General features: G+C 54.0%; 19 protein-coding genes and 1 pseudogene. 11 read left to right on the plus strand and 9 right to left on the minus strand.

The annotated features are described in order from the left end of the window. Positions 1-20: 20 nt before the first annotated feature. From FVB43_RS10590 to FVB43_RS10600, 3 genes are all read left to right on the plus strand, one after another. A complete protein-coding gene (locus FVB43_RS10590; RefSeq protein ID WP_167863954.1) occupies positions 21-1,121 on the plus strand; it encodes a sugar phosphate isomerase/epimerase family protein in 1,101 nt (366 codons plus the stop codon). A 108-nt stretch (positions 1,122-1,229) separates the two neighbouring features. Next, positions 1,230-1,952: a GntR family transcriptional regulator gene (locus tag FVB43_RS10595; protein WP_133846554.1), complete on the plus strand. Its 723-nt coding sequence runs from the start codon at positions 1,230-1,232 to the stop codon at positions 1,950-1,952. Positions 1,953-2,027: 75 nt separating this feature from the next. After that, positions 2,028-2,441 carry a GFA family protein gene (locus FVB43_RS10600; RefSeq protein ID WP_159338239.1) on the plus strand — a complete coding sequence of 138 codons (414 nt, stop codon included), beginning with the start codon at positions 2,028-2,030 and terminating at the stop codon, positions 2,439-2,441. A gap of 52 nt (positions 2,442-2,493) precedes the next feature. Here FVB43_RS10600 and katG read toward each other — a convergent pair whose 3' ends face one another. The 4 genes from katG to FVB43_RS10620 all read right to left on the minus strand — a co-directional run bounded on the left by katG (position 2,494) and on the right by FVB43_RS10620 (position 8,112). Continuing rightward, positions 2,494-4,671: a catalase/peroxidase HPI gene (gene katG, locus FVB43_RS10605; protein ID WP_167863955.1), complete on the minus strand. Its 2,178-nt coding sequence runs from the start codon at positions 4,669-4,671 to the stop codon at positions 2,494-2,496. A gap of 150 nt (positions 4,672-4,821) precedes the next feature. After that, positions 4,822-5,388, minus strand: coding sequence for an acetate uptake transporter (gene satP, locus FVB43_RS10610; RefSeq protein WP_167863956.1), 567 nt, complete (start codon positions 5,386-5,388; stop codon positions 4,822-4,824). Positions 5,389-5,582: 194 nt separating this feature from the next. After that, positions 5,583-6,788 carry an MFS transporter gene (locus FVB43_RS10615; RefSeq protein WP_167863957.1) on the minus strand — a complete coding sequence of 402 codons (1,206 nt, stop codon included), beginning with the start codon at positions 6,786-6,788 and terminating at the stop codon, positions 5,583-5,585. 208 nt (positions 6,789-6,996) lie between these two features. Next, a complete protein-coding gene (locus FVB43_RS10620) occupies positions 6,997-8,112 on the minus strand; it encodes a metallophosphoesterase (RefSeq protein ID WP_133846559.1) in 1,116 nt (371 codons plus the stop codon). A 148-nt stretch (positions 8,113-8,260) separates the two neighbouring features. On the opposite strand from FVB43_RS10620, the gene FVB43_RS10625 reads away from it, so the two are divergent. Together FVB43_RS10625 and FVB43_RS10630 are read left to right on the plus strand one after the other, a co-directional pair. Then, on the plus strand, positions 8,261-8,794 hold the full coding sequence (locus tag FVB43_RS10625; protein ID WP_133846560.1) for a GrpB family protein: 534 nt from the start codon (positions 8,261-8,263) through the stop codon (positions 8,792-8,794). Between the two features lie 614 nt (positions 8,795-9,408). Then, positions 9,409-10,695 (plus strand): annotated as a pseudogene (locus tag FVB43_RS10630) (methyl-accepting chemotaxis protein). A 168-nt stretch (positions 10,696-10,863) separates the two neighbouring features. On the opposite strand, the gene FVB43_RS10635 reads toward FVB43_RS10630, so the two are convergent. The 3 genes from FVB43_RS10635 to FVB43_RS10645 all read right to left on the minus strand — a co-directional run bounded on the left by FVB43_RS10635 (position 10,864) and on the right by FVB43_RS10645 (position 13,711). Beyond that, complete coding sequence (locus FVB43_RS10635) at positions 10,864-11,292, minus strand: hypothetical protein (protein ID WP_159338138.1); 429 nt, start codon at positions 11,290-11,292, stop codon at positions 10,864-10,866. Positions 11,293-11,357: 65 nt separating this feature from the next. Then, a complete protein-coding gene (locus FVB43_RS10640) occupies positions 11,358-12,752 on the minus strand; it encodes a M24 family metallopeptidase (protein WP_167863958.1) in 1,395 nt (464 codons plus the stop codon). 23 nt (positions 12,753-12,775) lie between these two features. Continuing rightward, on the minus strand, positions 12,776-13,711 hold the full coding sequence (locus FVB43_RS10645) for a nucleoside recognition domain-containing protein (RefSeq protein WP_167863959.1): 936 nt from the start codon (positions 13,709-13,711) through the stop codon (positions 12,776-12,778). A 259-nt stretch (positions 13,712-13,970) separates the two neighbouring features. On the opposite strand from FVB43_RS10645, the gene FVB43_RS10650 reads away from it, so the two are divergent. Both FVB43_RS10650 and FVB43_RS10655 read left to right on the plus strand, forming a co-directional pair. Next, entirely contained in the window at positions 13,971-15,299 is a 1,329-nt protein-coding gene (locus FVB43_RS10650) for a glycoside hydrolase family 10-like protein (RefSeq protein ID WP_242462141.1), read from the plus strand. Positions 15,300-15,541: 242 nt separating this feature from the next. Then, a complete protein-coding gene (locus FVB43_RS10655) occupies positions 15,542-15,901 on the plus strand; it encodes a cupin domain-containing protein (RefSeq protein ID WP_133846566.1) in 360 nt (119 codons plus the stop codon). Positions 15,902-15,971: 70 nt separating this feature from the next. Here FVB43_RS10655 and FVB43_RS10660 read toward each other — a convergent pair whose 3' ends face one another. Beyond that, positions 15,972-16,436 carry a GNAT family N-acetyltransferase gene (locus FVB43_RS10660; protein ID WP_133846567.1) on the minus strand — a complete coding sequence of 155 codons (465 nt, stop codon included), beginning with the start codon at positions 16,434-16,436 and terminating at the stop codon, positions 15,972-15,974. A gap of 173 nt (positions 16,437-16,609) precedes the next feature. Between FVB43_RS10660 and treZ the strand changes: the two genes are divergently transcribed. The 3 genes from treZ to glgX all read left to right on the plus strand — a co-directional run bounded on the left by treZ (position 16,610) and on the right by glgX (position 23,067). Continuing rightward, positions 16,610-18,397, plus strand: coding sequence for a malto-oligosyltrehalose trehalohydrolase (gene treZ, locus FVB43_RS10665; RefSeq protein WP_167863960.1), 1,788 nt, complete (start codon positions 16,610-16,612; stop codon positions 18,395-18,397). Then, complete coding sequence (treY, locus tag FVB43_RS10670; protein WP_167863961.1) at positions 18,394-20,928, plus strand: malto-oligosyltrehalose synthase; 2,535 nt, start codon at positions 18,394-18,396, stop codon at positions 20,926-20,928. The genes treZ and treY overlap by 4 nt, the downstream gene beginning before the upstream one ends. A 63-nt stretch (positions 20,929-20,991) precedes the next feature. Further along, a complete protein-coding gene (gene glgX, locus FVB43_RS10675) occupies positions 20,992-23,067 on the plus strand; it encodes a glycogen debranching protein GlgX (protein WP_167863962.1) in 2,076 nt (691 codons plus the stop codon). A gap of 35 nt (positions 23,068-23,102) precedes the next feature. Here the strand turns inward: glgX and FVB43_RS10680 are convergent, their stop codons facing one another. After that, entirely contained in the window at positions 23,103-23,312 is a 210-nt protein-coding gene (locus FVB43_RS10680; RefSeq protein WP_133846571.1) for a glycine zipper 2TM domain-containing protein, read from the minus strand. Positions 23,313-23,739: 427 nt separating this feature from the next. Here FVB43_RS10680 and FVB43_RS10685 point away from each other — a divergent pair, with 427 nt between their 5' ends. Further along, positions 23,740-25,647, plus strand: coding sequence for a beta-glucoside-specific PTS transporter subunit IIABC (locus FVB43_RS10685; protein ID WP_167863963.1), 1,908 nt, complete (start codon positions 23,740-23,742; stop codon positions 25,645-25,647). Positions 25,648-25,731: the final 84 nt, after the last annotated feature.

A 25,731-nucleotide genomic window follows, 5' to 3' on the forward strand; every position in this document is an offset into this window, starting at 1 on the left:
TAACCTTAAAGGAATCGTCAATGAAGTTAGGCATCGATGGGTTGAAACTACCCGAAGTTAAAAAACGTGGCCCGCTGGCCAGCCTGGATCATGTTAAGTCACTGGGGCTTCAGGGCATCTTCTTCAGCACGGTGCTGGATATGAGCCCCAATCTGGACAGCGGTTTACTGCGGGATATCCGCGCAAAAGCCGATGAACTGGGTCTGTATCTGGAAAGCGGCCTCGGAAAAATCAACCCTTATTGCAGCGCAGAAGCACCAGAACTGCGGGCCATCGGCAATGGCGATATTATTGCAGGGCTGACCCGCATGATTGAAGCCAGCGCAGCGATTGGCTGCCGGGAAATGTGGGTTTCACCGGGTAATTTTAAACCTGCCTATCCTGGCCGTCTGGCGGCCGACCGTTTCCGTACCGATGTCACATGGGAAGAGCAGCTGGCAGGCATGGCAAATGTCATGCGTAAGCTGGCCCCGGTTGCCCGCGCTCACGGCGTGCATATGAATATCGAGACTCACGATGAGATCACCTCTTTCGAAATACTGCGGATGATTGAGGCCGTAGGGGAAGAGTGCGCGGGGGTGGTGCTGGATACTGCCAATATGCTGCAACGCGGCGAAGACCCGGTGCTGGCCACTCAACGCCTGGCACCCTGGGTGCGTCAGACCCATATTAAAGATGCGTACATTGGACGCGCTCCGGGGGGACTGGATTTTCAGCCGCGCCCATGTGGCAGCGGCGTGGTGGATTTTGCTGCTATTCTGTCGATTCTGGCACAGGTCAACCCACAGCTGAATCTGTCGCTGGAAATCGCCCAATCGACCGACGATAATCGACGCCGTCCTCATCCGCGTCAGTGTATTCAGATTGACGATCCGCTCTGGCGCGCCGGGCATCCCGACCTGACGGCCAGCGAGCTGGAGGCGTATTTTGCCACCATTGATGCCTGTGCTCAGCGCGTTGCCGCTGGCGAGGTTGAAGACTGGGAAAGTTATGAACGTAGCCGCTACGGTTACCCAAGCTACGAGCATCAATCTTACGGGTTTAATGAAGCGATTCGTTTTATTCAGCAATCGGCAGCACATATCCGGGCCACCTGTCGCGCTCAGGGCATCGTGTTATAACCCGGTTACGTATCAATATCATTATCACGATATAGAAGGCAGTCACCGTTGTGTTGCGGTAACGTACTCAGCATGCGGTCAGGGTTCAGACAGAGGATGAACAAGCTAATGAAAAAAACGCGTGCCAGGGCGACACCGGTTGCTAGCGCCGACAGTCATGATGACGTATCCGAGCGGATTCGCGTCACGCTGGCGGCGGCAATTGGTGAAGGGGCGCTGAAGCCCGGCAGTAAAATTCTTGAGGAAGCTATCGCCGAACATTTCGGCGTGAGCCGGACGGTGGTGCGGGGCGCGCTGGGCGTGCTGGAAAGCGATCATCTGCTGGAGCGCAAAAGAAATCGCGGCACTTTTGTTGCCGAACCGAGCGTTGAGCAGGCCAGGCACTTGTTTGAAGCCCGGCGTCAGTTGGAGGGTATCCTGCTGGCGTTCGTGGTGGATCGGGCCACCCCAGAGCAGCTGGATAGCCTGGAAAAGCTGGCAGATGAAGAAGAACAGATCCATCATCATGGCGACGAGAAATCGAAAACAGTGTTGTCCGGCAAGTTCCATATCGTTCTGGCAGAGCTGGCCGGTAATCCGGTGCTGACCGAGATGCTGACGAAGATTGTTGCGCGGCTGTCGCTGGTGATGTCGCTGTATGAGGAGGATCGCAAAGATGATTGCGGTGCTGACCATCATCGCCAGATTGTCGCGGCGCTCAAAGCGAAAGATTTAGCTAAGGCCCGGGCGTTGATGGACCACCATCTTGCCGATATTGAGGGGCGGGTGCGGCTGACGGAAGGCCATGGTGACCGGCATTCCTTTATGTCGATGTTGGAAAACTTTTCCTGAGCCAATATCACAGTATTGTCACCAGGAGCGCAGATAATGTCAGCTGGCTCCTCAACTGATAACGGGATTATGACGATGACGGAGAACATTTCTGCTCAGTGCCACTGCGGCGCAGTGGCCTTTAACGTTACGCTTATTGATGGCCTGAATAGCGCGCGGCGCTGCAACTGCACTTTTTGCCGGATGCGGGGCGCCGTGGTGGTGTTTGCGTCAGCAATCGATGTGATAAAGGGCAAAGAAGCGCTGACGGAGTATCGGTTTAACAGCCGGGAAGTGGCACACTATTTCTGTTCTGTCTGCGGCATCTATACCTTCCATCAGAGCCGCTCGAATCCTCATCAGTACGGGGTCAATGCGGCCTGCCTCGAAGGCGTATCGCCGTTTGATTTTACCGCTTTGAATGTCACTGACGGAGTAAATCATCCGAAGGATGGCGGTGCAGGCGGGGTGGCGGGTGTATTATCGTACGTCCCCAGCGAGAGGAAATAACGCAGGCGTTGAGAAAAAGGGTAAGCGGCATCGATCCGCTTACCCGCAGGGGTTACTGAACGTCGAAACGATCCAGATTCATGACTTTCGTCCAGGCAGCGACGAAATCGAGCACAAACTGATGCTGGTAACTGTCGCTGGCATACACTTCCGCCAGTGAACGCAGTATTGCGTTGGAACCAAACACCAGGTCTGCACGTGTTGCGGTGTATTTCAGCTGACCAGTGGTACGATCATGCCCTTCATAGTGTTCTTTAGCGTCATCACTTGCGCGCCAGACGGTGCCCATATCTAACAGATTGACAAAGAAATCATTGCTGAGCACACCCACCCGGTCGGTAAACACACCGTGCGGGGTGTTATCGACGTTCGCCCCGATAACACGCAGCCCACCGATTAACACCGTCAACTCAGGTGCGGTCAGCGTAAGTTGCTGCGCTTTGTCGATCAGCATATTTTCTGTCGATGCACTGCTTCTGCCACTTTTGTAGTTACGGAAACCGTCAGCAACCGGTTCAAGTACCGCAAAGGAAGCCACATCCGTTTGCTCAATGCGCGCATCCACCCGGCCAGGTAAGAAGGGCACATCAATCAGGACGCCCGCAGCTGCGGCCGCTTTTTCAACGCCCACGGTACCTGCCAGAACAATCGTGTCGGCGAGAGAGAGCTTCCCTGACTGCTGTTGAATCGCCTCAAGCTGAGGTAGCACACGACTGGCGATACGGTTAACTTCCCAGTGACGTTGCGGCTCAAGGGCCAGACGCGCACCGTTGGCACCACCGCGTTTATCGCCACCGCGGAAGGTGGAAGCAGAGGCCCACGCCACTGATACCAGCTCACTCACCGAAAGAGAGGAGTCCGCAATCCGCTTTTTCACCGCGGCAATATCCGCAGGCACCGGGTGATGCACCGCAGCAGGCAACGGATCCTGCCAGATAAAATCTTCCGCCGGGATTTCAGGCCCCAGATAGATACTTTTCGGCCCCAGATCGCGGTGGGTCAGTTTGAACCAGGCGCGGGCGAAGGCGTCATTGAACGCATTGTGATCGTTCAGGAAACGACGTGAGATTTTCTCAAACTCAGGGTCAAAACGTAACGTCAGGTCGGTTACCAGCATCGTCGGTTTACGTTTTTTCGTTGCATCAAACGGATCGGGGATCAGGTCTTCCGCATCTTTAGCTTCAAACTGGATCGCGCCCGCCGGGCTGCGGGTCTGCACCCACTCATATTTGAACAGGTTCTCGAAAAAGTAATGGCTCCAGTGCATTGGCGTCTGGCTCCAGATCACTTCCAGACCTGAGGTGATGCTGTCCGCGCCGATGCCCGAACCGTGAGTACTGACCCAGCCAAGTCCCTGCTGCTCAAGCGATGCCGCTTCAGGTTCAGCGCCAACGTGGGTCGCTTCGCCCGCGCCGTGGGTTTTGCCCAGCGTATGGCCACCGGCAATCAGGGCAACGATCTCTTCGTCATCCATCGCCATATTGCCGAAGGTTGCCCTGATGGCCGCCGCTGCCGAGGCCGGGTCGCCGCTGGCGTTCGGGCCTTCAGGGTTAACGTAAATCAGCCCCATTTCAGTGGCAGACAGAGGATTGCTGGCGAGACTTTCCGGGTGACGGTGCGTCAGCCATTCTTTTTCATCGCCCCAGTTCACGTCCAGATCGGGTTCCCAGACATCCTGGCGGCCCGCCGCAAAGCCAATCGTCTGGAAACCGGAGTTTTCCAGTGCCACATTCCCCGCCAGAATAATCAGGTCAGCCCAGGAGATCTGTTGACCGTATTTTTGCTTCACCGGCCACAGCAGACGTCGTGCTTTATCCAGACTGACGTTATCCGGCCAGGAGTTGAGCGGGGCGAAACGCTGCTGACCGCGCCCGGCACCGCCACGACCATCCACCATGCGGTAGGTGCCAGCACTGTGCCAGGCCATACGAATAAACAGCCCGGCATAATTACCCCAGTCAGCGGGCCACCACGGCTGAGAATCGGTCAGTAATGCTTTGAGATCGGCTTTAAGGGCAGGGTAATCAAGCTTCTTGAATTCTTCACGATAGTTAAAATCAACGCCGAGGGGATTGGAACGGTTGGAATGCTGGCTCAGAAGATCGACTCTTAGCTGTTTTGGCCACCAGTCATTGCTACTGGTGCCACTGCCTGCAATGGGTTTGGCGGCTCCCGCGTGGAAAGGACACTGCGCGGCTGAAGCATTTGGGTTTTCCGACGATTGGCTCATTTCTCTATCCACCTTTTTATTGTGTGGTTTTAAAATAGTGCATTCTGAGCTTGCGGTACATCTGGATAACCCTATTAATGTGATAGAGAATAAGTACGTGGCTAACAAAGGGGCTGAGTGGCCACGTTGCCGATGGCCACTTAAAGTAAGTTAGTGTTTATCACCCACAGGCAGGATGCTGCGACCGAACTGCTCATTCAGCACTTCAGCCATCGCCAGATAAAACGCGCTGCCTCCGCAGACAACACCGATCCAGCCAGCAACGTGAATGATCGCCGGGTTATCCACCAGATGGCCAATCGCCAGCAGGGCGAATAGCACGGTCAGGCTGAAGAACACACATTGAAGTGCGCGGTTGCCTGCCAGGGTGCCGAAGAACATGAATAACGTAAACACGCCCCACAGACCCAGATACGCCCCGAGGAAATGCCCGTTTGCTGCCTCTGTCAGACCCATTTTCGGCATCAGCAAAATCGCGACCAGTGTCAGCCAGAAGCAACCGTAAGAGGTAAATGCGGTTAAACCGAAGGTGTTGCCTTTTTTATATTCCAGCAGACCCGCGAATATTTGCGCGATGCCGCCATAAAAGATGCCCATTGCCAGGATAATAACATCCATTGGGAAAAACCCTATATTATGCAGGTTCAGCAAAATGGTGGTCATGCCAAAACCCATCAGGCCCAGCGGAGCCGGATTAGCTAACTTAACGGTGCCCATAAATCCCCAGAAATATTGATTAAGATGTTGAAAGGGTTCACCCCTCGCCAGCACTCCCTGGCAGGGCGCGAGATCATAATCAGAGCACATCAAAGCTTCTTTGATCTAAAGAGGGTGAAACTCACTATTTATATTCTTATATGCTGCTGGGTATCTCAGCCAGTGAAATAGGTGCGTATAAAATAGATTGAGACTCAGGCCATCGTTCTTTTCATCGCCAACCGATGCCCATGGCGGAAGAACAGCAACCCGGCCGCGGAGAAACCGATCAGGGCAATAAACATGACCGGTGGAGGGGTATAGCTGAGTAAGAATCCACACAGTACGGGGTTAACGGCACCGCCGATATTGCTCAGGTTCTGTACACCGTAGTAACTGCCTTTCATATTATCGGGCGCGATGAAATCGATGAACATATATTCCACGGGGATTACAATCAGCTCGCCGAAACTGAAAATCACCATCGCTATCATCCACAGCAGTATCGAAGGTCCCGCGAGCATAAAGCCGGCCAGACCGAGGATAAAGAATAACGTGCCGAAAAATAACCATCTCAGCAGGTTGTCCTGTTTCATGCGACTGCTCATCACGTACTGAAAGGCAATAACAATCACCGCGTTGGTGATCATAATGGCGCCAATCACTTTATAGGCGTAAGCGGCATCCGCGATAATAATCAGGTACTGCGACAGATATCCGGTGAACTGCCCAAAAACAATCGCACCGAAGGTGCTGCCCAGCGTGAAATAGATCAGGCAGCGATCACGCATCAAGATGGATAAAGTCTGGCGTAAGTCGGGTTTTTCCAGTGGTTTCAGCTCAACATCGTTACGCGCAGGGCTGTTGGGGATATTGCGTAATCCCACCATCAGCGCAATAACCGTGACCAGCGCCAGAGTGCCCGAAATCATAAACGGTAGCGTTGGGTCAAACCCCGCCAGCCAGACACCTAATGAAGAGCCAACGGCCCAGCCCACATTGATCAGCGTGTAGTTCATCGAGAATGCTTTGACACGTTTCTCGACGGGAAGCCACGCGGCAATGCAGGCTTTGATGGTGATGCTCAGTAGCGCATAGGATGCGTTGAGCAGGGCGATTACCACGACCACACTGCCGACCTCTGGCAGTAGCGGAAGCAAGAAAAAACTGAGGGCGAACAGACTGATAGAGAAACCAATTAACAAGCGGTGGCTGAATTTATCGACCAGGTAGCCACCGTAGAGACTGCTGAAAATACCGATAGCAAGGCTTGCCCCCATAATGATGCCGACACTTTTGGGCAGCAGATGATAGTGCTCGGTGAGGTAAATAGTCAGAAAGGGCAGCGTGACCCCACGGCCAATTGTCAGCACCAGTGAGCCAGCAAGCAGGGCAAGAATAATGGGCGGCATTCCTTTCATTTATTACATTCATCCATCAATTTATTAACAACCAGACCCGTTACTCTACTCTGTTATCAGGCATTTTTTGTATCGTAAAACCATAATGTTTCAAGGTGTTAACTGGAGAAAAAACTATAGAAATATCTTATTCCAGTGGGGAATACTGCGCTGACGCCAGGCGTTCCCGCTCTCCCTTTTTCAGGGCATGATGAGCGGGGTGCCGGTATTACTTCTTACGCGTCAAGGTGATACGGGTCAGTTCCGATGGGCGACCGACCCTCACCGCCATACCGGGCCAAAGGCCGGTACCGTTATTCACGTACAGCTGCATGCCATCCACATCATAACGGCCTGAAACAAAACCATTATTGGGTTTGGCAAACAGCCGATCGAATCCCCAGATTAAGCCACCGTGCGTATGGCCTGAAAGCTGGATATCGACGCCCTGTGTGGCATTTTCACGCGCATTTTTGGGCTGATGATCGAGTAACACAATCGGTGCGTTTTCCGGTGCGCCTGCTAATGCTTGGGTGAGATCAGGACCATCAGCACCTCGTGCGGTGGCTGACGCATCGGTCAGGCCGGCGATCACCAGTTTTGCCTCTCCGCGGGCGATCACCTTGTGGCGGTTGAGCAGGGGATCTAACCCTAAGGAAGCCAGATGCTCCGTCCACGCCTGTTGTTCGAAGAAGTATTCGTGGTTGCCGGTGATGGCAAGTACGCCATCCGGGGCATGCAAACCGCGCAGCGGTTCGACATCGTTACGGCGGTTTTCCAGGGTGCCATCAATAACATCACCGGTGATGACGATCAGGTCCACATTCAGCGACATTGCCTGTTTCACCATGGACGCCGTCCAGCTGGCATTGAAAAGCCGGGTGATGTGCAAATCGGTGAGCTGGAGCAGTTGATAACCTTCAAATGCCTGCGGCAAATTGGCGACCTCAAGAGTGACATCTTTCAGCGCGGGAACGCGGGTGGCCTGTTGAACGCCATACGTAGCCAGACCCATGGCAAACAGTGCAGCCAGGTAACGAATGCCAGGCGCAATCTCCAGCGGATGCCTGACAATCAGTGAAATCAGTGCGACCACATCAATCACCAACTGCGTGAGCGCGAGGAACAGCACCGCACTGAACGCCCAGTTGAAGAGAATAATCACCATGCGCGGCATTTCAGGCGCAAAAATGCTGCCAGAGGTGAACCGGCTAACCAGCAGATACTGAGAAGCCAGCAGCACCAGCAGCGATAACAGGATTTTTAGAGCAATGGGCATGGAAAGCGGGATAAGAAAACGGGCGATAACATACCAACTCGGTATGCTGAAGATAAGGTGAAACATGTCAATATTCCCTTAAAAAGTGGTGCACGATAATGCAAAGATGAAATGAAAAGCATCTGTCACTGAACAATCTGAAAAGTTGTAGCATAGATCCCGTATTAATCTAAGTGCTAAGGTCATTACACAGAGCAAAAGGAGGAGGGTACTCATGCGGACCGTGACTGTGACCGCTTACGACAAGCGGTGGCCCGATCTATTTGAGGCAGAAAGCGCGCTATTACTGGCCACCCTGGGCAGTATTATTTTCCGCATTCACCACATTGGCAGCACGTCAGTACCCGAGCTGGCAGCAAAACCCGTCATAGACATATTGTTAGAGGTGAATGGGCTGACAGAACTGGATAACGCCAATGCTGCAATGAAGCTCAATGGCTACACAGCCCGTGGTGAAAATGGCATCCCCAATCGTCGATATTTCACTAAAGGTGGCGATCAACGCAGTCATCAGGTTCATGCTTTTGCTGTAGGCGACAGCCAAATCATAAAGCATCTGGCGTTCCGGGATTATCTGATCAACAACAAGGACGCAGCAGAAGAGTATGCCGAAATAAAACGTGCTGCGGTGCTGGCAAGTGGCAACGATGTTCATCGTTACAGTGCTTTCAAGACGGCGTTTATTGAACACCATCTTCGGTTGGCACTTACTGGCGCTGAGTGTTCAGCCAGTCACACCAAGCCTTAGCTGTGAGTTTCATCAGTGGAGAGAGAGCTTCAGACACCATCAGTGAACAGCAGAGGATGAACCGCGGATAAACATCAGATTCAACGTACCGCTACGTTGGTGCGCATAATGTATATTATGTTAAATTGAATATCAGGAGGCACTCCCGCTGGTTGCAACCGGCTCGCCTTCTTTTCCTGACTGAATCTACATCTACTCATCTCTCTGAGCCAACGGTACGCCAATGTATCGCTACGTGAAAAGTTGGGGATAACTCCCCTTCTCTTTTCGTAGAATTCGCGTAGCGACGCCAACTTTGCAATGCCGTGCAATTATTTTCATTTTTCCCTGAACCTTTCCACGCATTTGCCGATACCCGTTAAGGACACCAGTTACGTGCCCGTCACCATACTTGTTAGAACACCAGGAATGCACAGACAATCATCCCGGCAAGCACCCTTTGGGTGTAAAGAGATACCATCTTTCGTGACTGACTGATGACCAAGTGTCCCGCCTGGAAAAACATTCAGCCCACTATGGGCTTGCCGAGAAGAATTCAGTTGCGATGGCTATGCCACAAACCGGCCTGCGCGTATCTGGTTCATCGAGATGTTGATAACTTCCTGAGGTGTTCTATGTTTGGTATGAAAAAATCGCGTTTTTCACTGCCCTCGTCCAAAAGTAACGGCATCACCCGGGACATCAATGCAATAAAACAGCATGTGGCATGGATTGAGTTTTCGCCTTATGGAGAGATTCTCAACGCCAATCAACAATTTCTCGATGTCACTGGTTACTCACTGAGTGAGATTCAGGGAAAGCATCACCGGATTTTTTGCAAACCGGATTACTGCCGTTCAGCAAGCTACAGTGCCTTTTGGCAGACTCTCGCAACAGGCGAATCGGTAACGGGTATCTTTGAACGTTTCAGCAAACAGCATCAGCGCTTTTATCTCAGCGCCACCTATTTCCCTGTTACCGATGATAACGGCATTGTTTATAAAGTGATTAAGGTCGCCTCCGATATCACCGCCCGCCATCATGAGTTAGAGCAAAAAGAAGCAGTGATCACTGCGCTGGACCTATCCATGGCGGTGATCGAATTCACGCCTGACGGTCAGATTCTTACGGCTAATAGCAACTTTCTTACCCATATGGGCTTTAACTTGTCTGATATTGTCGGCCAGCATCATCGCATCTTTTGCTATGAAAGTTTTTATCGTGAAAACCCCGATTTCTGGAAAAAAATTGGCTAAGGTCAGCACTTTGTTGGGCGCTTTGAACGTAAAACGGCCAGCGGTGAGCGCATTTGGTTAGAAGCCAGTTACAATCCCGTCTATGACGCTGATGGCCATGTTTGTAAGGTGATTAAGATCGCATCTGATATCACAACCCGTGTCGAAGCCGCAAAACGGGTGGCCGATATCGCCGTTACCACCTCAGAAGAAACCTCGCAAATCACGCATAATGCCAATGAGGTGCTGGAAGAAACGGTGCGTAACTCCGGGCTGGTTGCTGTTCAGGTAAATGCCGCAACCGAGATTGGCGCAAAGCTCAATGCTTCGGCCAAAAGTATTACTGAAGTCGTTGATACAATTAACGTTATTGCCGCACAAACCAATATTCTGGCACTGAATGCCGCCATTGAGTCAGCGCGGGCTGGCGAAGCCGGACGCGGATTTAGTGTCGTCGCTGCGGAAGTCCGCCGACTGGCTGCATCGACCGCCAGCGCCACGCAAAAAATAACGTCCGTCGTAGAAGTGAATGCTGATTTGATCCAGCAGATGTATCAACAGTTGGATGCGGTAAAACAATTCGTGGTCACCGAACAGGATAAAATCAGCGACCTCTCGCGGAGCCTGAAGGAAATTAATCGCGGCGTGCACCAGTTTGTCAGCGTCATCCATCGGCTGGATGTGTAATCCACCCTGTTCAGTCGACGGGTTTAGATGGCGGAGAAAGAGCAATGATGAGCGAATACGGCAACAAGCTTATCTGGCCAGCAGCCCTGTGCTGCTGGCTTTGCACCACGTCCGGACCCGGCTGACATCAATGAAGAAGTGCCCCATCTCCCATGTTAAAATAGTATATTAATCGCATCTCTTAAGTTTAATCAGACCATTTTTCGTATGATCTTGCACAAAATCTGGACCATCAACCCAAACATATTTTTTCTTACTTTTATCAAAGAAACCGTGCCATCTGAACAATCCTGAACTGCCCTTAATGGTCATTTCAGCCACCGATTTCGTTGTGCTGAAACTATCCCACGCAAGGTTCATTCCACCCGTACCAAGATCAAGCGGCTTATCAAAATATACAGCGACCTGATTAGCGGAAACCTCTTTTGAATGGATTGAGATGATGATTTGATTGTCATTCACAATCAACGGACTGGGGATTTTACTTAGCTGAATTGAAAAACCCTCGTCATCACAGGTCGTTCCCCATGTGCCGAGATGAGACTGTGCATAAGACGTAAATGACAGAAAAAATAAACCAGCAATTAAAATTTTCATTAATACTCTTCAAAATATTTCAATAAAATGACGATGTTCTATGCGAAACAATAAATCCGGAGCAGTTAGCGCTCAACAAACAGTGACTGATTCTTTGCCAGATAGAAAGGCCTCAGATAAGCCACGGTATTGGACAATGGCAGTATTTCCGCACTCAGGTTGATGCCAATTTCCTCACGCAGATAACGCCGTCTCGTCTCAATACGATTCCATAACGCCGGATAGTGTTTGCTGATCTCTGCCTGAAGCGTGATATCCGCAAGTACCACGCACTCTTCCGCGCTAACGCCTGTGTAACCCGCGACCGAAGGGATGATATCAATCTGCATGATCATGCCGCTTTTCAGCGGTTCATCTGACCCCTCATAGACCGGGGAAGACATCCATTCTTCATCTGAAACGAGGTGACCCGGATTCAGGTGCCAGCCATAGCGTTCTTTAGGTAATACACGTTCCACCAACTGGTAAAGCTCGTCGCCGGTCATGCCACAGTGAATATTTTCCAGCCAGGCGACAACCGCAGCGAAATACGGTTTAGCCATACGCTGAAACCACTCTTCCTGCCCGGCAGGCAATTCACTCTCATCGGCAATGACAAAACCGGTTCTGCTGGACAATCCGCCTTTAAAGCCAGTGGTCAATGATAACGGATCACCCTTCTGCACTTTCTTATAGCTCGGGTATATATTGGCTTTATCGAAGCGGCTACCGGTGGCGGCAATGGATACCACCGTGTTGTCCTGGCCTTCCGCGGCCAGCAGCGCGCCCAGATCAACTTCACGGACGCCAACCTCAATCGCATTGATGGCATCAAGAATACAGTTTGATGCGAGGTTAGCGCCGTGTTCATAGTGAGCAATTTCGTTCGCATTACAGGTCGCACGCGCCCCCGATTTGCCACTAATAAAGAGGTGAGCGGCATTCTCCAGCTCTGCACTGGCTTTCAGGGTGCATCTGACCGCCTCAACAATAAAATACGGCAGATCAAAGAATGTTTTGCCGTTCCCGGCCGCCGGAGTGAACATCTTCCAGCCCACCAGCCCTACCTTACTTTTATTGTTAAGCCCGGCGGCGGTGAAGATACTTTCCAGCGGCGCTTCGTTATCCATTGGCTGATTTGGCAGAGAGAAGTACGGGCTGTGTGCCAGCGTAACCGGCACGCGTGAAAAGCGCGCGAGCTTCAGGTTTTCATTGCCCAGTACCAGTGTACATTTGCCACTGGTTTCCAGAATTAGCAGGCCTTCTTCAAAACGCGGAATAAATCCCGTCAGATAGGCGAAGTTAGCGCCATGCTCTTTGTCTGCGTAAATCACAAGAGCATCGAAGCCTTCGTTCTTCATCCCATTCAGGATTTTTTCTTTTCGCGCCAGAATCGTTTCATCTGTCAGGAGAACAGGCTCAACCTGGGTAAATTTCACCGGGGCGACGGTCGGTCCTAACTTTATTGTTGTGGAAACCATGATGCACTCCCTCAGGTTACGAATTAATGGTTAAGTAGCAGATGGATCACTGTGCGTAGCAGGATACCCAGCAAAACACCGGGAATGACGTAACGAAACAGCCTGACAAAGCGACTGGCAATACCCAGAAAAATACCGATGCCAGGCAGATCAAAGGTCTGAATCATTAAGCCAGCAGAGGCGTTAATCTGCTGAGGTGTGATCAGCCCTTTCTGTATCAGCTCCGTCATCACGCCGTAATATGCGGTGCCCCCTGCCAGCATTTTGGTCAGTGCCGGCATAACAAAGATATCCGGGATATTGAACATGCCGAGCAGCGGGGCAAGCAGTGCGGTCAGCCCTTCAATCGCCCCGGCCGCTTTCAGTATGCCCACCACCGTCAGCGACAGGAGAAGCATGGGAACGGATCCCAACGCCAGGCGAATTGCGTCTGAACCGGCACCGTTAATGACGGCGATCAGCCCCTGAGGCGCATTACCCTCCAGTCTCTCTTTTTCCGCCAGCGGCAGAGAATCCGTCGACAGCCTGCGCCCGCTAAGGTGATAGGTGAACGCCGCCGCAGCCAGCCCCCCGACGATTGAAATGATCACGGCTTCGCCCCAGTGCAGGCCAAAAGGGATAAGGGGATAAAACACGTTCCCCTGGCCCATGGCAAAAAGCATCGCCAGGGCTGCCGCGAGGTGACGGTCGGAAGTGCCGCGTTTCTCCATAATCGCCAGCGCCGCCAGCGGTGCGGCGAAACTAACAAAGTTCAGCTGGATCAGCGCAAAAATAGCCAGTCCGGTGATGCCAAATGGCCTGAATATCGGCGTCATCACACGCACAATCGCGTCAAGCACGCCCTTCTGTTCCAGATATCTCATGATAATCAGCATGACTACCATCACCGGGATCAGGGTGTAAAGTGCAACATCAACAGAGGTTCGCCCTGCCGACATAATAATGCCAATGATATCCATTAACGGGTTCCACAAGGGGAGAAAGAGGCGTGATCCACCTACTCAACATTTGCAATTCGGGCATGATCAGAGCAGATATAAGCATGCTAAAATGATTGAACAGATTAATCTATTTTTGCAGATTGTTGAACAGGTTAGCCAGTGCGATATACGCTTCCACGCCCCCTAATCCATTGACTTTACGGCCTGAAATAAGAGAATCTTCTTATCACTCGCCCATCAGAAAGAACCGGAGCATACCATCACCCGTTCTCGCCGTATTCCCGCCGTCATCGCCCTTAAAAGGTCGGCCGCACTGGCTATCGCCGCGCTGTTGCTGTTCAGTTGTTCTTCCGAACCGCCGAAATCGCTGGTCACCCCGCTCCCTCCGGTGGCAAAACAGCCACTGCCAACCCGGCCTGAGCTGGCGAAGGAACCGATGCGTGGCGTCTGGCTGGCGACCGTTTCGCGGCTGGACTGGCCGCCGATCGCTTCGGTCAATGTCAGCAGTGCGGCGCTGCGTATCAGCCTGCAGCAAAAAGCGCTGACCGATAAGCTGGATAAACTGAAAAGTCTCGGCATCAATACCGTATTCTTCCAGGTAAAACCCGATGGTACGGCGCTATGGTCGTCAAAAATCCTGCCGTGGTCAGATATGCTGACCGGGAACATTGGCGAGGATCCGGGCTACGATCCGTTGCAGTTTATGCTCGACGAAGCGCATAAACGCGGCATGAAGGTGCATGCCTGGTTAAACCCTTATCGCGTATCGGTGAATACCCAATCCTCTACCGTTACCGAACTGAACCGCACGCTGTCGCAGCAACCTGCCAGCGTCTATGTACTGCATCGCGACTGGATCCGCACCTCGGGGGATCGTTTTGTGCTTGACCCCGGCATCCCGGAAGTGCGCGACTGGATCACCAGCATCGTCGCTGAAGTGGTGGCGCACTATCCTGTCGATGGCGTGCAGTTCGATGACTATTTCTATACGGAATCGCCGGGATCTGCCCTCAATGACAGCCAGACGTTCCGGCAATACGGTCAGGGATACACTAGTAAGGCAGACTGGCGGCGGCACAACACGCAGCAGCTGATCGAGCAGGTGTCGCGCACCATCAAACAGTTAAAACCGGATGTCGAATTCGGCGTCAGCCCGGCTGGCGTATGGCGCAATCTGTCACACGATCCGGCAGGCTCCGATACACGGGGCGCGGCAGCCTATGATGAATCCTTCGCCGACACCCGCCGCTGGGTGCAACAAGGCCTGCTGGACTATATTGCCCCGCAGGTGTACTGGCCTTTCGCACGCCAGGCGGCACGCTACGATGTGCTGGCAAAATGGTGGGCAGAGGTGGTGAAACCCACCAGCACGCGCCTGTATATCGGCATTGCGCTGTATAAAGTCGGGGAACCGTCGAAGAATGAGCCAGACTGGACGGTACAGGGAGGCGTGCCGGAGCTGAAAAAACAGCTCGACTTGAATGAGTCGCTACCGAATATTAATGGCACCATCCTGTTCAGAGAAAACTATCTCAACCAGCCACAGACTCAGGATGCGGTAAATTACCTGAAAAGCCGCTGGGGTCAGGCCGCCTCCACGCACTAAAATAACCCGCAGGATCAGCAGGCTACCGCCCTGCCGATCCTGCTTTATCCCCCTCGCATCCTGCGCAAAAGTTTCTACCAATCTCAGCCCGCTTTACACGCAAATCTGTTATTTGACGGCCGATAAATTCCGTAATCTGTTCAGTAAACCCCTTAATCTGGATAACGAACCGGGATAACACCCTTATGTGTTTTTTAATCCTTGATAGCCGCCGTAATACCGTCACCTGAGGAATCATATTGATGAAAGTGCAGAAAATAGAACAGCCCGCCGCCATCGAATCGCTGGAGTCATGGGGAACCGTTGAAGGCCTGCCGGGCACCTCTGCCATCAAGCTCTCCGGCCTGCAAAAAGTGATTCCGGGGAAGGAAGATATTGATACCGGGATTTTTCAGTGTGGCGCGGGCAGCTATCGTCGCTCGGTTAAACAGGCTGAAATTATGCATTTCCTCGGTGGCTCCGGGTCATTTACACCCGACGGTGAAGAGACGTTAACCTTCAAAGCGGGTGATTCCTTCTTTTTCGAAGCCAACACCGAAGGCACCTGGGTGGTGGAAACCGAGATGCGTAAGCTGTATGTGATTTTTGATGCGGAAGTCTGAGTAATTCAGCCCTACCTGATCCCCTGTTTTGTCCTGCGGGGATCGGGTGTTAAACCCATAACCCCCCTTTTTACATCAATATCTTACGCAATCGATAATTGATAAAACTCTGGCCACGCACCGACACCTGCTGGGCTTCAACCAACTGGAAGCCGTGTCGGATAAAGAAGGGTTTCGCGGTAATGCTCGCCTCGGTATAGATAACCGGGATGTCCATCTTCACTACCGCCAGCTCCAGCCACTTTAGCAGCGCGGTTGCCACACCGCAGCGCTGATGCCGGGGATCGGTAAATAACATATCCAGATGTCCGTCATACTCCACGTTGCCAAACCCGGCGAGCTCCCCATTGCGGATCGCTAACCAGCACTGACTCTCTTTGAATCGTTTCTCCCAGGCCGTCCTGTCTACCTGCACCCAGGCGTCAATCTGTTCCGGGTTGTAATCTTGTGAGGCTATCTGACGCACCGCGCCCTGAAACAGCGTAATAGCAGCATCAAGATCGCTGGCCTGGAATGCTCTGATAGTGATGCTCATCGGTTCTCCATCTTGCCTGGGGTTATCACTTGTCCCTACATCTTAGTCTATGATTGTTATGGCCTGACAGCTATCCCGATCCCGATAACACCTTTTCCGACTAACGCTCAGAGTAGCGGAGCGCCGTTGTGTTGCCAGCGATCCCCGAGCGCTGGATAAAACGAGGACAGTGAATGGAAACCCGATCATATTTAAAACATTGGGGCGCCGAGTATGTGGCCACCGATACCGTTCGTTTTCGCCTCTGGGCCACGGGCCAGAACAAGGTCAAACTCCGGCTTTCTGGCAAAGAAACGGACATGCAGCCCACGGGAAACGGCTGGTTTGAGCAGCTGGTCAGCGGCGTATTACCCGGTGCGGAGTATCAGTTTGTACTTGCCGATGGCATGACGGTGCCGGACCCCGCTTCCCGCGCGCAGCGTGATGATGTCGATGGCCCTTCGCTGGTGATCGACCCCACCGCTTACGTCTGGCAGAACACCCAGTGGTCAGGACGGCGCTGGGAAGAAACCGTGGTCTATGAGCTGCATATCGGCACCTTTACGCCGCAGGGCACATTCCAGGCGGCGGCAGAAAAACTCCCTTACCTGGCGGAGCTGGGCATCACGATGATCGAAGTGCTGCCGGTGGCGCAGTTTGGTGGCCGTCGTGGCTGGGGTTATGACGGCGTTCTGCTGTATGCGCCCCATGCAGCCTACGGCACACCGGATGATTTTAAAGCCTTTATCGATGCGGCGCACGGTTACGGCATCTCGGTGGTGCTGGATATCGTGCTAAATCATTTTGGTCCGCAGGGGAATTATCTGCCGCTGCTGTCCCCCGACTTCTTCCACCCGGAGCGGATGACGCCCTGGGGAGCGGGTATCGCCCATGATGTCGAGGCCGTGCGTCAGTATATTGCAGAAGCACCGCTTTACTGGTTGCGGGAGTTTAACCTCGATGGCCTGCGTTTCGATGCCATCGACCAGATTGAAGACACCACCGACCCCCATATCCTGATTGAGATTGCCCAACGCATCCGCGCTGAACTGCCTGAGCGGCCGATCCATCTGACGACCGAAGACTGCCGTAACGTGATTTTCCTGCATCCACGCGACGCTGACGGCAACGCCCCGCTGTTTAACGGTGAATGGAATGATGACTTCCATAATGCGATCCATGTGTTCGCCACCGGGGAAACCCATGCCTATTACCAGGACTTTGCCGACCACCCAGAAAAAGGCGTGGCGCGGGCGCTGACGGAAGGCTTTGTCTATCAGGGTGAGGTTGCCGTTCAGTCTGGCGAAGCGCGCGGCGTCGACAGTCGCGGTCAGCCCCCTGCGGCGTTTGTTGATTTTATCCAGAATCATGATCAGGTGGGCAACCGCGCGCAGGGCGACAGGTTGCTCACCCTGACCGGGGCCGACCGTAACAAAGTGCTGCTGGCCACACTGCTGCTCTCACCGCATATCCCGCTGCTGCTGATGGGCGAAGAGTATGGCGAGACCAACCCGTTCCTGTTCTTTACTGATTTTCATGGCGATCTGGCGCGGGCCGTACGCGAAGGGCGAGCCAGAGAGTTCGAAGGCCACGCGGGGCATGAAGGGGAAGTCGTCCCCGATCCGAACGCGGAAACCACCTTCACCCGTTCTAAGCTCGACTGGCATAAGCCTGACAGCGCAGAGGGCAAAGCCTGGCTGGCGCTGACCAGACAGCTGCTGACACTGCGTCAAAACGTTATCGTGCCGCTGCTGGGGACTGCGGGCGGTCATGCAGGCCAGGTGCTGAAGACCGCACCGGGGTTTGTGGCCGTCAGCTGGACCTTCCCCCGGGGCCAGTTATCCATTGCTCTGAACATCGGTGACTCAACGCAGCCACTGCCCGCGCTGCCCGGCAAAACGATTTTCGCCTGGCCGGCTGATACGCAGGATCTGCCACAGCACGCCATCGTGGTTCGTCTTCTGCCAGGAGAGGAAAAATGACCATTCCAACCGCCACATGGCGTATTCAGTTTCGTAACGGCATGACGTTTGATCGCGCTGCCAGCCTCGTGCCCTACCTGAAACAGCTGGGTATCAGCCATCTCTATGCTTCGCCGATTTTTACGGCGACCACCGGGTCAACTCACGGCTATGACGTCACGGATGCCAATGAGATCGACCCGTCGATTGGCGGCCGTGCGGGGTTTGACCGTCTGGTCAGCGCGCTGAAAAATGCCGGGCTGGGACTGATCCTCGACATCGTGCCGAACCATATGGCGGCCTCGCTGGAAAATGCCTGGTGGCGCGATGTGGTTGAACACGGTGAGGCAAGCCGCTACGCGCGGCATTTTGATATCGACTGGTCACGCCGTCTGACGCTGCCGTTCCTGGGCGATGCCTTTGAGACGGCGCTGGATAACAATGAGATCACGGTGCAAGCCGATCCCGACAGCGGTAAACCCGCGCTGGCGTACTACGACACCTTCTACCCGCTGAAACCGGAAACCTGGCAGGAATGCGAAGCCGATGTGCTGGCACTCACCGATCGGTCGGAGATGGCGGCACTCCACCAGCGTCAGCCTTGGCGGTTGATGTGCTGGCGTGATGCGGCCAATGAACTCTCCTACCGCCGTTTCTTTGAAATCACCGGACTGGTGGGAATGCGGGTTGAGGATCGCGGCGTGTTTGATGATACCCACCGTTTGATCCTCGAACTGGTCCATTCCGGTGCCGTTGACGGGCTGCGGGTTGACCATGTGGACGGGCTGGCCAACCCACAGGCGTATCTGACGCGCCTGCGCCAGCAGGCAGGCCCGGACTGCTATATCACCGTAGAGAAAATCCTTGGCAAAGATGAACAGCTGCCGAGCGACTGGCCGGTTTCCGGCACCACCGGCTATGAGTTTATGGCAGCGCTCTCCGATGCGCTGGTCGATGGCAGTCAAATCAGCGCCCTGCGCAAAATCTACAATGATGTGCTGGATAAGCCAGTGAATATGGCCGCCGAACTGCGAGAAGCAAAGCGGCTGATGGTGGATAAGAACTTTGCCGGTGAGTTCAGCACGCTGCTGACCCTCGCCGGTGATATTGCCGCAGAGGAAAATGCGCTGTTGCCGGAGAACAATCTGCGGCAGGCGTTGCGCGAACTGCTGATTGCCTTCCCGGTGTACCGCACTTACGGCACGGAAAACGGATTGCCTGCGGCCGATAGCGAATTATTGCAACAGGTGGCAAACCACGTCAAAAACCGTACCGATGCCCCTGACCCGGCCGCACTTAATCTGATTCTGCGCATTCTCACGGGCGACATCCCGGCACACACGCGTCAGCAGGCCACCACGTTCCGCATCCGTTTCCAGCAACTGACTGGCCCGCTGATGGCGAAATCGGTCGAAGATACCCTGTTCTTCCGCCAGCACATGTCGCTGGCGCTGAATGAGGTTGGCGCGGAACCGCTGCCGCGTGCCTTCTCGCTTGACCGCTTTCACGCAGAGATGAAAGTGCGCCTTGAGCGACAGCCGGATGCCCTTTCCGGCACCACCACGCATGATACCAAACGCGGCGAAGATGCCCGGGCGCGGCTTTATACACTCTCCGAGGCCCCGGCGCACTGGGCTGCGTGCGTGGCGCGCTGGTGCGAGATGAACCGCAGCTGCGTGGTGACGCTTGACGATGGCCGGGCGCCAAAACCCTCTGTCGAGTGGATGCTCTACCAGGCGCTGGCCGGTGTCTGGCCTGCGACGCTTCAGCCCCGGGATCACGCCGGGCTGGCGGCGCTGGAAGAGCGTTTTCTCGCCTATGTGCAAAAAGCACTGCGCGAAGCGAAGCAGCGTACCAACTGGACTGCCGTAAACGATGACTACGAGAATGCGGTGCTCGACTATGCGCGTCACCTGCTCTCGCCGGCTAATACCGACTTTTTGCATGATTTCACCGCTTCGCTGCAACCGTTTATCCAGGCCGGGCTGGTGAACAGTCTTACCCAGACGGTGGTGAAACTGACTGCGCCAGGCGTTCCGGATATTTACCAGGGCAGTGAAACGCTCGATTTCAGTCTGATCGATCCGGATAACCGCCGGGAGCCGGACTTTCCCGCACTGCAACAGATGCTGACGGCACACAAAACGCCGCTGGATAGCGATCCGGCGCACTGGCTGAGCGGCCAGCTCAACCAGCATGTGATCGCCAGCCTGCTACAGCTGCGTCAGGCCCGTCCGGCACTGTTTCGTCATGGCGATTATCTGCCGCTGAGTGCACAAGGCCCGCGCGAAGACCATCTGATCCTCTTCGCCCGGCTGGACAGTACCCATGCGCTGATGGTGATTGCCCCGCGTCTGGCGCTGAAGCTGCCGGATAACGCCGGAGAATCTGATCAGACGGCGCCTTCTGCCTCGACCACCATCGCGCTGACGGCACCGCTTTCCCACCGTCGCTACCGTAATATCCTCAGCGGAGAAGTGATGTTTGTGACCGATCAGATCACGCTGGCTGTCACAGACACGGGTTTGCCGCTGATACTCAGCAGTGAATAGCATCCAGAAAAGTGAATAACAGACGCTACCGCTTACCATTTGCCAAGGGATGAAAAGAACGCTATGTCGAACGCAACACCTTATGTCATCGAAGCCGGGTTAAGCCACCAGCTGGGGGCCAATTTTGATGGTGAAGGGGTGAATTTCGCCCTCTTCTCCGCGCACGCTGAGCGCGTTGAGCTGTGCCTCTATGACCCCAGCGGACAGCAGGAGATCGCCAGACTGGAACTGCCGGAATACACCCATGAAGTGTGGCATGGCTATGTGCGGGGGCTCCAACCGGGTGCACTCTACGGCTACCGCGTTTATGGTCCCTATGAACCGGAAAACGGACATCGTTTTAATCCGCATAAGCTGCTGATCGACCCGTATGCCCGTGAACTGTCAGGGGATATTGAGTGGAATGAGGCGCACTTTGCTTACGATTTGTATGATGATGAGAAGGACCTGACCTTTGATACCCGGGACAGCGGCCCGTATACCCCCAAATGCCGGGTTATCGATCCGGATGAATTCCTCTGGCATGATGAAAATCGCCCGGTGGTCCCCTGGTCAACCACCGTGATCTACGAAGCGCATGTCAAAGGCTTTACCCAGTTGAACAGTGCGGTACCTGAAGCGCTACGCGGCACCTATGAAGGCATGGGCCATCCGGCCGTCGTGGATTACATCAAAAGCCTTGGCGTGACGTCAGTTGAATTGCTGCCAGTCCACTGGTTCCCGGACGATCAGCACCTGCTGGACAAAGGGCTGAAGAACTTCTGGGGCTATAATTCGCTCGCGTTCTTCTCTCCGGCTTCGCGCTACTTTGGCCCTAACGGCATTCAGGGTTTCCGCGATATGGTGCGCGCCTTCCACGATGCCGGGATCGAGGTGATCCTCGACGTGGTGTATAACCACACGGCAGAAGGTAACGAACTCGGCCCGACGCTGTCCTTTAAAGGCATTGATAACTTCTCTTACTATCGCACCTTGCCGGATCAGCACCGTTATTACATCAACGACACCGGCACCGGCAATACGGTCAACACCTCACATCCCCGGGTATTACAGATGGTAATGGATTCCCTGCGTTACTGGGCAGAATCGATGCATATCGACGGTTTTCGCTTCGATCTGGGCACTATTTTGGGCCGTGAACCGGGGGGCTTCGATCCCCGCGGCGGTTTTTTCGATGCCATCATGCAGGACCCGGTGTTGTCGCGTCTGAAGCTGATTGGCGAGCCCTGGGATATTGGCCCAGGCGGCTATCAGGTTGGCGCTTTTCCACCCGGCTGGGCGGAATGGAACGATAAATACCGTGACACGGTGCGGGAATACTGGAAGGGAGACAATGTCTCAACCGAGTTCGCGGCTCGTTTGCTGGGCTCAGGCGACCTCTACGATCAGCGCGGGCGTCGTCCCTGGGAGAGCGTCAACTTCATCACCGCCCACGACGGTTTTACGCTGAATGACCTGGTGTCGTACAACAACAAACATAACGACGCCAACGGCGAGGACAACAACGATGGTCATAATGATAATCGCTCCTGGCATTACGGTGTCGAAGGACCAACGGAAGATGAAGGGATCAACGCGATACGTGAACGTCAGAAGCGTAACTTTCTCGCCACCCTGCTATTCTCCCACGGGACACCGATGCTGCTGGCGGGTGATGAATTTGGTCGCAGCCAGCGCGGCAACAATAACGGCTACTGCCAGGACAACGACATCTCCTGGATTAACTGGGACGATGTACCGGAAAGCGGCGAAATGCTGCGTGAATTTACCCGCCAGCTGATCGCCCTGCGCACCGCTCAGCCTTTACTGCGGCGTGAAAGCTGGCGCGATAATATGGATATCAAGTGGTTTAATGCAGGCGGTGGTTTTCAGCAGCCGGAACAGTGGGATGAAGGTTCAACGCTCGGCGTCTATATTGGCCGGGCAGACCTGACGGAGGAGGAGAGCATCTGGCATGACGTGCTGATGTTGTTTAACCCATTTGAGGGCAATGTGCCCTTCCTGATCCCGCAGTTTGGCGAAGGTGGCTGGGTACTGGAACTCTGCACATCGGACAGAGCCACACCCGGCCAGGTGATCACCAAAGAGAAAAATGTCGAGCTGGAAGGTCGCAGCATTGCCCTGTATCGCAGGCCTTAATCGTACGCTTTCTTATCGGGTTAGCGCAGGTCAGCTTAACGGCTGACCTGATGCCCAATTACACCACCGATGGCTGCGCCGCCCAGTGTTCCCCAGGTGCTGCCTCCGGTCAGGACCGCACCACCCACCGCCCCCACACCCGCACCAATAGCGGTGTTTCTGCCACGATGAGACATGCCACAGGCCGTTACTGAAAGAGTCACCAGCAAAACAATGGCAATAGTACCGCTGCGTTTTAACAACATAAAAACCTCATTACCATTACGCATAATGGAAGGCAAAAAGTTAACGTTTTATTGTTCTTTTCCATCCCCTGGAAGAACCACTGCTCCTTTGCTGCAGAATATAGGCCTTGTTGTTGACCTCGGGCAGGTAAAAATTCTTATAAAATGGCACTATTTTTTGCCGCCCCTGACACCCCGCCAGCCACTGCTACAAGCGACCTGTACGCGATTTAACCTCTGCATTCGTGATGATGCATAAGCCCCCCTTCAGCGTTTTCACCGTGGTTTAGCTCTCACATCCACTGCCCTGTAGCCCGAAATGAAACCCTGTGAAACAGCTCACGCTCTGATATGAAACCGGTTGCAGAAATCGGTTTCACTGATAGCATCAAATCAGTTTCACCCTCTGTTACATAACCAGCTACCCATAATAAAAAGGTCTGACAATATGGCAGTTATCAGGGATTACAATAAGTTAGCAACTGATATTCTTCACGAGGTCGGCGGTGAAAATAATATCAATACCTTCTCGCGCTGTGCGACCCGTTTGCGTCTGGTACTAAATGAAACGCCGGATGGCGCTAAGGCGAAAGTCCAGAGCCTGCCGGGCGTCATCGCCGTGGTTGAGAGCGGTGGACAGTTTCAGGTGGTGATCGGCACCCACGTGGCCGATGTGTTCAATGCCCTCTCGTCACTGATTGGCGAGCAGCACGCCGGCGGCACCGCTAAACAGAAAACGCGTGTGCTGGATGCCGTCATCGGTACCATGTCGGCGGTGTTCGCGCCCATCGTTTATATTCTTGCTGCCGCCGGTATTCTTCAGGGGATCTTAATTGTCGTCGGCCTGATTGATGCGGATATTAAAACCTCCGGCACCTTTGCCATCTTCAACTTTATGTCGTGGACACCGTTTGCCTTCCTGCCGGTGTTTATCGCGATTACCGCGGCCAGGCACTTCAAATGTAATCCGTTTATCGCCGTGCTCTGCTGTTGCGCCCTGATTAACCCGGAATGGACATCCATGGCAGGCCGGATTGCCGGGGGCGAAACCATCAGTTTCCTGTTTATCCCGCTGGCCAAAACCGTGTATACCTCATCGGTATTACCGCCGCTGTTCCTTGTCTGGGCGCTCTCCTGGCTTGAAAAACGCGTTGAGAAAATCCTGCCGGAGGTGATCAGCGCCCTGTTCACACCGCTGATCTGCTTCGTGGTGATTGTGCCCCTGACGCTGATTGTGATTGGCCCGATCACCACCTGGGCGGCGATGGGCATTGCCAGTGGTTATAACGCCCTGTTTGCCTTTGCCCCTGCCGTTGCGGCTGCCGTTATTGGCGGTGTCTGGCAGATTATTGTGATCTTCGGCGTTCACTGGGGCATTACGCCGGTGATAATGGCGAACTTCGATACACAGGGTTATGACTCCTTCCAGGCCTACCAGACGATTGCGGTGATCGGTCAGATGGCCGCCGTGTTTGGTGTGTTCCTGAAAACGCGTAACCGGGCGCTGAAAGCGACCTCCTTATCTGCCGGTGTCACTGCGATTTTCGGTATCACCGAACCGGCTATCTACGGTGTGACGCTGCGTTTCAAAAAACCGTTTATCTGCGGCTGTATTGGTGGCGCCATTGGTGCCGTCGTGGCCAGTATGTTTGGCTCACTCTACTACGCGTATGCCGCCTTGCCGGGTCTGTTTACCCTCGTCAATGCCATCAGCCCCGATGCCCCGATGTCGTTTATTGGTGAACTGGCGGGCAGCGCCACAGCCATTATCCTGACGATTGTCATGGTGCAGTTTGTCGGCTTTGAAGATCCGATTGATGAAGAAATCCTGAGTGAAAAAAGTCAGCAGGCTCCTGCTGCGACTGCAACTACCGCTACTCCAGCTCCGGCTCCGGCTCCGGCACAGAACCTGGCACTATTCAGCCCGCTGTCGGGTACGGCAATCGCGCTGGAAAGTGTTAACGATGAAACGTTTGCCGGAAAAATGCTGGGTGACGGCATCGCCATCAGCCCGAGTGAAGGCCAGGTGGTGGCACCGTGTGATGCCGTGGTGGCCACGTTGATTGATTCTCATCATGCTATCGGGCTTCTCTGTGATAACGGTGCCGAGCTACTGATCCACGTGGGCCTGAACACCGTTAACCTGCAGGGCAAGCACTTCCACCCGCTGGTGAAAGAAGGTGACAGGGTCACGGCCGGGACGCCGCTGCTGACATTTGATAAGGCCGAAATCGAAGCGGCGGGTTACGACCTCACTACCCCGGTGCTGGTGGTTAACAGCGACGACTATCAGCTGGATAAACATCAGTCCCAGGGCGTTATTAAGCCACTGACACCGTTGATGACCCTCTCCTGATGACATAAAAACCCCGGCGTGCCGCGCAATGGCACGCCGGGGTTTCAACCTCTTCTTCCACCGCTGATTGCCAACACCCCGGGT

Source organism: Erwinia rhapontici (assembly GCF_012271765.1).
Classification (GTDB): Bacteria; Pseudomonadota; Gammaproteobacteria; order Enterobacterales; family Enterobacteriaceae; genus Erwinia; species Erwinia rhapontici.

What these genes read in the sequence shown, in the direction of transcription:
- FVB43_RS10590 (WP_167863954.1), top strand. Translation starts at nt 21, where the DNA reads ATGAAGTTAGGCATCGATGGGTTGAAACTACCCGAAGTTAAAAAACGT.
- FVB43_RS10595 (WP_133846554.1), top strand. Translation starts at nt 1,230, where the DNA reads ATGAAAAAAACGCGTGCCAGGGCGACACCGGTTGCTAGCGCCGACAGT.
- FVB43_RS10600 (WP_159338239.1), top strand. Translation starts at nt 2,028, where the DNA reads ATGACGGAGAACATTTCTGCTCAGTGCCACTGCGGCGCAGTGGCCTTT.
- katG (WP_167863955.1), bottom strand. Translation starts at nt 4,671, where the DNA reads ATGAGCCAATCGTCGGAAAACCCAAATGCTTCAGCCGCGCAGTGTCCT.
- satP (WP_167863956.1), bottom strand. Translation starts at nt 5,388, where the DNA reads ATGGGCACCGTTAAGTTAGCTAATCCGGCTCCGCTGGGCCTGATGGGT.
- FVB43_RS10615 (WP_167863957.1), bottom strand. Translation starts at nt 6,788, where the DNA reads ATGAAAGGAATGCCGCCCATTATTCTTGCCCTGCTTGCTGGCTCACTG.
- FVB43_RS10620 (WP_133846559.1), bottom strand. Translation starts at nt 8,112, where the DNA reads ATGTTTCACCTTATCTTCAGCATACCGAGTTGGTATGTTATCGCCCGT.
- FVB43_RS10625 (WP_133846560.1), top strand. Translation starts at nt 8,261, where the DNA reads ATGCGGACCGTGACTGTGACCGCTTACGACAAGCGGTGGCCCGATCTA.
- FVB43_RS10635 (WP_159338138.1), bottom strand. Translation starts at nt 11,292, where the DNA reads ATGAAAATTTTAATTGCTGGTTTATTTTTTCTGTCATTTACGTCTTAT.
- FVB43_RS10640 (WP_167863958.1), bottom strand. Translation starts at nt 12,752, where the DNA reads ATGGTTTCCACAACAATAAAGTTAGGACCGACCGTCGCCCCGGTGAAA.
- FVB43_RS10645 (WP_167863959.1), bottom strand. Translation starts at nt 13,711, where the DNA reads ATGGATATCATTGGCATTATTATGTCGGCAGGGCGAACCTCTGTTGAT.
- FVB43_RS10655 (WP_133846566.1), top strand. Translation starts at nt 15,542, where the DNA reads ATGAAAGTGCAGAAAATAGAACAGCCCGCCGCCATCGAATCGCTGGAG.
- FVB43_RS10660 (WP_133846567.1), bottom strand. Translation starts at nt 16,436, where the DNA reads ATGAGCATCACTATCAGAGCATTCCAGGCCAGCGATCTTGATGCTGCT.
- treZ (WP_167863960.1), top strand. Translation starts at nt 16,610, where the DNA reads ATGGAAACCCGATCATATTTAAAACATTGGGGCGCCGAGTATGTGGCC.
- treY (WP_167863961.1), top strand. Translation starts at nt 18,394, where the DNA reads ATGACCATTCCAACCGCCACATGGCGTATTCAGTTTCGTAACGGCATG.
- glgX (WP_167863962.1), top strand. Translation starts at nt 20,992, where the DNA reads ATGTCGAACGCAACACCTTATGTCATCGAAGCCGGGTTAAGCCACCAG.
- FVB43_RS10680 (WP_133846571.1), bottom strand. Translation starts at nt 23,312, where the DNA reads ATGTTGTTAAAACGCAGCGGTACTATTGCCATTGTTTTGCTGGTGACT.
- FVB43_RS10685 (WP_167863963.1), top strand. Translation starts at nt 23,740, where the DNA reads ATGGCAGTTATCAGGGATTACAATAAGTTAGCAACTGATATTCTTCAC.